The sequence below is a fragment of the Dietzia sp. DQ11-38-2 genome (genome assembly GCF_014145055.1).
GTDB lineage: Bacteria > Actinomycetota > Actinomycetes > Mycobacteriales > Mycobacteriaceae > Dietzia.
Genome location: NZ_JAALDW010000066.1, coordinates 1 through 4,598, shown reverse-complemented (window position 1 = coordinate 4,598; position 4,598 = coordinate 1). Strand labels below are relative to the sequence as shown.

Below are 4,598 nucleotides of genomic sequence, written 5' to 3'. Positions count from 1 at the left end.
GGCGTGACCGGCGGCTGCGGATCGTGCGCCCTGCAGGGCATGTGTGAATCGGAGAGCGCCACCACCCGGTAGGACAGCGCGGGGAGACCGGTGTGGGGCCCGCGTGGAGGCCCGGGTGGGGGCCCGCGTCCCGGCCCGACCGGTGGCCCGCTTCCCGCACGCTGCCTACGGTCAGAGGTCCATCCGACCCACACCGTGAAGGAGCTCGCCATGGCCCAGAAGTCCACGACAGAGTCCAACAAGGACGTCGTCGACATCCTCACCGCCGACCATCGCGAGATGATCGGGCTGATCGAGATGATCGAGGAGACCACCGACCCCAAGGAGCGCCGTTCGCTGGCCGACTCCGTGATCGCCGAGGTGACCCGGCACTCGGTGGCCGAGGAGCTGTTCGTCTACCCCGTCTACGAGCGCGAGGTCCCGGACGGCACCGAGGAGGTCGAGCACGACAAGGAGGAGCACCAGGAGATCGAAGAGGTGATGAAGGAACTCGAGGGCGTGGATGCCGAGAGCGCCGAGTTCATGGCCCTGGTCAAGCGGTTCAAGGAGCTTCTCGACCACCACGCCGACGACGAGGAGACCGACCAGTTCCCCAAGCTGCGGGCGGCCGTCTCCGCCGAGGATCTGCTCGACCTGGGCCGCAAGGTCGAGGCGGCCAAGACCATCGCCCCCACCCGGCCGCACCCCGGGTCGCCGCACTCCGAGCTGTTCCACATGACGCTCGGGCCCGGTGTCGGCATGGTGGACCGGCTCCGCGACGCCCTGAGCGGTCGACTCAAGAACACCTGATCGGCGCCGATCGTCCCGGGCCAGGTGCGGGTGCGGATGTCCCCCGGGCCGTGTGCTCCTGCTACGACAGTACCCGCACCAGGACGGCGGCAAGGCCGCACCCGGCCATCACCAGCACCATCACCACAAGCCCGATGTTGTAGCGGGCCTGGGTCTGCTGGACCTCGCCCGCCCGGACGAACCGCCCCACCCGTTGCTCGTGGTGCCGCTGCACCCTGAGCAGCGCGAGAAGCGGGACCACCAAGAGGGTGGCGAAGACGGCCGCCCAGATCCACGCGGTCTGCGCGATCAGCTTGGCCACGAGGATGATGTTGACGGTCACCACGGCCCAGGTCCGAGCCCACGACAGACTGGTGCGCTCGGCCTGCAGGCCGACATCGGGCGGCACGGCCTCTGGGCGCACACCGATCCGCCGCCGCGGAACGCTCATGCGATGGTACCGCCGAGGATCGCGAGGACCAGCAGGATCGCACCGATCGCGATACCCAGCACCAGGAGGATCGACGCCTGCGGGACGGGCAGCGGTTTGTTGTGGCGCATCGAGGCCTCGATCCGGATCCACCGTCGGAACGACACGGTGGCCAACAGGGCCGCCATCACCAGCAGGACACAGGCCAGCGGAGTGCGGATGATCTCCGGGATCTCGTCCCCGGCGAAGGCCTCCATCGCCACGGCTCCCGCCATCAGGCCGAGGCTCGTGCGGATCCACGCCAGGAAGGTCCGCTCGTTGGCGAGCGTGAACCGCGGATCCGGCTCCTCTCCGTCGCGTAGCGACCTGGGCCGCCATCCCTGGCGGGCGGTGTCTGTCATGCTCCGAGCCTATCGGGCGGCACCGGGGGTCCCGCGCCTGCCGGGACCTCACCCGTCCCGGGGCCTCGCCCAGACCTCCTGTGCCGCGGAGTGGTGAGATGGGCCGATGAGATTCCTGCGACGCCTCCGGATCGAGCCGTTCATCCTGGCGATCCTGGCCGCCGTCGTGGTGGCGGCGCTGTTGCCGGCCACCGGCGGGGCCGCCACAGCGCTCGGTTGGATCACGACCATCGGGATCGCCGTGTTGTTCTTCCTCTACGGCGCACGGCTGGAACCCCGCGAACTCCTGGCCGGCCTCAGGCACTGGCGGCTGCACTCCGTGGTGCTCGCCGCGACGTTCCTGCTGTTCCCGGCACTCGGCCTGCTGGGCAGCTGGGCCCTCACGCCGGCGCTCGGCGAGCCGCTGGCCGCCGGGTTCCTCTTCCTCACGCTCGTGCCGTCGACCGTGCAGTCCTCGATCACGTTCGTCGCGATCGCCCGCGGCCACGTCAGCGCGGCCGTGGTCTCGGCGTCGGTGTCCAACCTCCTCGGCGTGGTCCTCACTCCCCTGTTGGTCTTCGCCCTCATGACCAGGGACGGAGCGGTGGTGATCACGTGGGACTCGGTCGGGAAAATCGCCCTGCAGCTGCTGCTGCCGTTCGTGCTGGGCCAGCTGCTGCGACGCTGGGTCCTGCCGGTCATCTCCAGGATCAGGCGGCTGGCGCTGTTCGACAAGTCGGTGATCGTCCTGATCGTCTACGCGGCGTTCTCCGAGGGAGTCGCCGACGACATCTGGTCGAGGGTCGGACCGGCCCAGCTGACGTGGCTGATCGCCGCGTGCTGCGTCCTGCTCGCGGTGGTGCTGGGGCTGACCGAACTGATCTCCCGCGCGCTCGGGTTCGCCGACCGGGACAAGAGGGTCGTGCAGTTCTGCGGGTCCAAGAAGTCACTGGCCACCGGGCTTCCCATGGCCGCTGTGCTGTTCGTCGGCCAACCCGTCGGGCTCCTGGTACTCCCCCTGATGCTGTTCCACCAGATCCAGCTCATCGTGTGTGCCTGGTTGGCGGGTCACTACGGACGGGCGGAGGGAACCGACGCGCCCGCGGCGTGACAACCCGTCCGGGGCCAGGGCGTGAGCACCCCAGCCCGCCGTGAGAGCGGTCAACCCCGGTGCGCGTCGAGGAACTCCCGGAGCGCGGCCGCCACCTCGGCGGGGCGTTCCTCCGGGGCGAAGTGGCCGCACTGCTCGATCACGTGCAGCGCGCTGCCCGGGATCGCCTGCTGCAGCCGGTGGGCGTGGTCGATGACCTGCCAGCTGTCGTCCGCACCCCAGATCAGTTGGACCGGGACCCGGCCCAGCGTGTCCAACCGGTCGCTGATCTCCATGGTGTGGACGGGGTCGTAGTGCGCCACCTGGTGCTGGAACAGACTCGGTTGACCGATCGGACCGCTGATGATGTCCACGTAGATCCGAAGGGCCTCCGGGTCGAACCCCGAGGGGTCGCTGTGGGTGGACAGCAACCACTCCCGAAAATGCTCGCGGTGCTCGTCGTCGGGCTTCTTCGCCAGCACCTCCAGCCCGTCGGCCATCTGTTGCCGGGTGCGCTCGGAGGGATAGGAGTCGAAGCTCACGACGTCGATCAGCGTCAGCGTGCGCAGGCGCTCGGCCGAGCGGACCCCGAACCGTTGGGCGACGCCGCCGCCGATATCGTGCGCGACCAGGTGGAACGTCTCCAACCCCCACAGGTCGAGAAGTCCCTCGAGGACGGCGACCTGCCCGGTGATCGACGTGTCCACGGCCGGGTCGCGCGGCCTCTCGGACAGGCCGTAGCCCAGCAGGTCGAAAACGTGGGCGCGGTACCCGGCGTCGACGAGCCGGGGCACGACGTTCCGCCAGATGTACGACGACGACGGGGTGCCGTGCACCAGCACCACGGGCTCCCCGGCCCCGTGGACGCCGTGGGCGACGCGGTGGCCGTCGATGATCGCGTGCTGGTCGACGACGTGATCCATCGGCTCAGCCGGCGAGGTCCGCGATGAGCCGCTCAGCCAGTTCGGCGGACGACTGCGGGTTCTGCCCGGTGTAGAGGTTCCGGTCCACCACGACATACGAACCCCACGGCTCGGGAGCCTTGGAGTAGTCGGCACCCAGCTCCACCAGCTTGTCCTCCAGGAGCCAGGGCGCGTTGGCGGCCAGGCCGACCTGCTCCTCCTCGACGTTGGAGAAACCGGTGACCCGGTATCCGGCGAACGGTGAGGACGCCGGGTCCTCGGACGCCGCGAGCAGCGCCGCCGGGGCGTGGCAGAGCAGGGCCAGGGGTGACCCGGCGCTGACGCGTTCGGAGAGAATGGTGCCGGACACGCTGTCCACGGCCAGATCCTCGAGCGGGCCGTGTCCACCGGGGTAGAAGACCAGGTCGAAGTCCTCGTGGGCCACGGAGGCGAGATCGACGGGTGTGGTGAGAACCGGCTCGAGACGGTCGAGTGAGGCCTTGACCTTCTCGAGGGTCTCCGGGTCGCCTGCCCCCTCGTCGAGGCTCGCCTGATCAACCGTCGGGGCGCGCCCACCGGGAGTGGCCACCGTGACGTCCCAACCGGCTCCCGTGAACACCTCGTAGGGGGTCACGAACTCCTCGGCCCAGAATCCGGTGGGGTGCGCGGATCCGTCCTTGAGGGTCCAGTGGTCGGCGGCGGACAGGATCATGAGAACGCTGGTCATGGGCGCGACCCTACGGAGGTCGGGCTGAACCGCAACTGAACACTGCGGCGGTGAACTGCGTCACGCGTAGCCCATGATGTGGGAATTCACATCTTGTCGACTCTTCGCACCTCACCGGTCGTGTCGGGCCCACTACCTGGGCCGACGATGCCGGACCGATGTTGACGATGTATCAGCAGGTCAACGTGTCGCGCGTGGTCCGTCATGCTTAGTCGACGAAGCAATTGTCCACCCGGGGACGCCACCTTAATGTTCTCGCCGCATCAGCACAGCAGCACCCACGCCGGAAGCCGAGGCTTCC

At 69.1% G+C, this 4,598-nt stretch carries 6 protein-coding genes; 2 read left to right on the top strand and 4 right to left on the bottom strand.

What is annotated here, in order from left to right; genetic code table 11:
- Positions 1 to 210: 210 nt before the first annotated feature.
- A complete protein-coding gene (locus G6026_RS02865) occupies positions 211 to 789 on the top strand; it encodes a hemerythrin domain-containing protein (protein ID WP_107757852.1) in 579 nt (192 codons plus the stop codon).
- 61 nt (positions 790 to 850) lie between these two features.
- On the opposite strand, the gene G6026_RS02860 is transcribed toward G6026_RS02865, so the two are convergent.
- Together G6026_RS02860 and G6026_RS02855 are read right to left on the bottom strand one after the other, a co-directional pair.
- The gene (locus G6026_RS02860) at positions 851 to 1,219 is read right to left on the bottom strand and encodes a hypothetical protein (RefSeq protein ID WP_182612210.1); all 369 of its coding nucleotides are present in this window, start codon (positions 1,217 to 1,219) and stop codon (positions 851 to 853) included.
- Entirely contained in the window at positions 1,216 to 1,599 is a 384-nt protein-coding gene (locus G6026_RS02855; protein WP_107757854.1) for a DUF202 domain-containing protein, read from the bottom strand. The genes G6026_RS02860 and G6026_RS02855 overlap by 4 nt, the downstream gene beginning before the upstream one ends.
- 106 nt (positions 1,600 to 1,705) lie before the next feature.
- Between G6026_RS02855 and G6026_RS02850 the strand changes: the two genes are divergently transcribed.
- Positions 1,706 to 2,689 (top strand): bile acid:sodium symporter family protein, encoded by a 984-nt coding sequence (locus tag G6026_RS02850; protein WP_182612209.1) that lies wholly within the window; start codon positions 1,706 to 1,708, stop codon positions 2,687 to 2,689.
- Between the two features lie 50 nt (positions 2,690 to 2,739).
- Here G6026_RS02850 and G6026_RS02845 read toward each other — a convergent pair whose 3' ends face one another.
- A complete protein-coding gene (locus G6026_RS02845; protein WP_182612208.1) occupies positions 2,740 to 3,591 on the bottom strand; it encodes an alpha/beta hydrolase in 852 nt (283 codons plus the stop codon).
- Positions 3,592 to 3,595: 4 nt separating this feature from the next.
- A complete protein-coding gene (locus tag G6026_RS02840; RefSeq protein ID WP_182612207.1) occupies positions 3,596 to 4,297 on the bottom strand; it encodes a type 1 glutamine amidotransferase domain-containing protein in 702 nt (233 codons plus the stop codon).
- Between the last annotated feature and the right edge of the window lie 301 nt (positions 4,298 to 4,598).

Excerpts from the sequence above, each read along its gene's own strand:
- G6026_RS02865 (WP_107757852.1), top strand. The coding sequence starts at position 211 with ATGGCCCAGAAGTCCACGACAGAGTCCAACAAGGACGTCGTCGACATC.
- G6026_RS02860 (WP_182612210.1), bottom strand. The coding sequence starts at position 1,219 with ATGAGCGTTCCGCGGCGGCGGATCGGTGTGCGCCCAGAGGCCGTGCCG.
- G6026_RS02855 (WP_107757854.1), bottom strand. The coding sequence starts at position 1,599 with ATGACAGACACCGCCCGCCAGGGATGGCGGCCCAGGTCGCTACGCGAC.
- G6026_RS02850 (WP_182612209.1), top strand. The coding sequence starts at position 1,706 with ATGAGATTCCTGCGACGCCTCCGGATCGAGCCGTTCATCCTGGCGATC.
- G6026_RS02845 (WP_182612208.1), bottom strand. The coding sequence starts at position 3,591 with ATGGATCACGTCGTCGACCAGCACGCGATCATCGACGGCCACCGCGTC.
- G6026_RS02840 (WP_182612207.1), bottom strand. The coding sequence starts at position 4,297 with ATGACCAGCGTTCTCATGATCCTGTCCGCCGCCGACCACTGGACCCTC.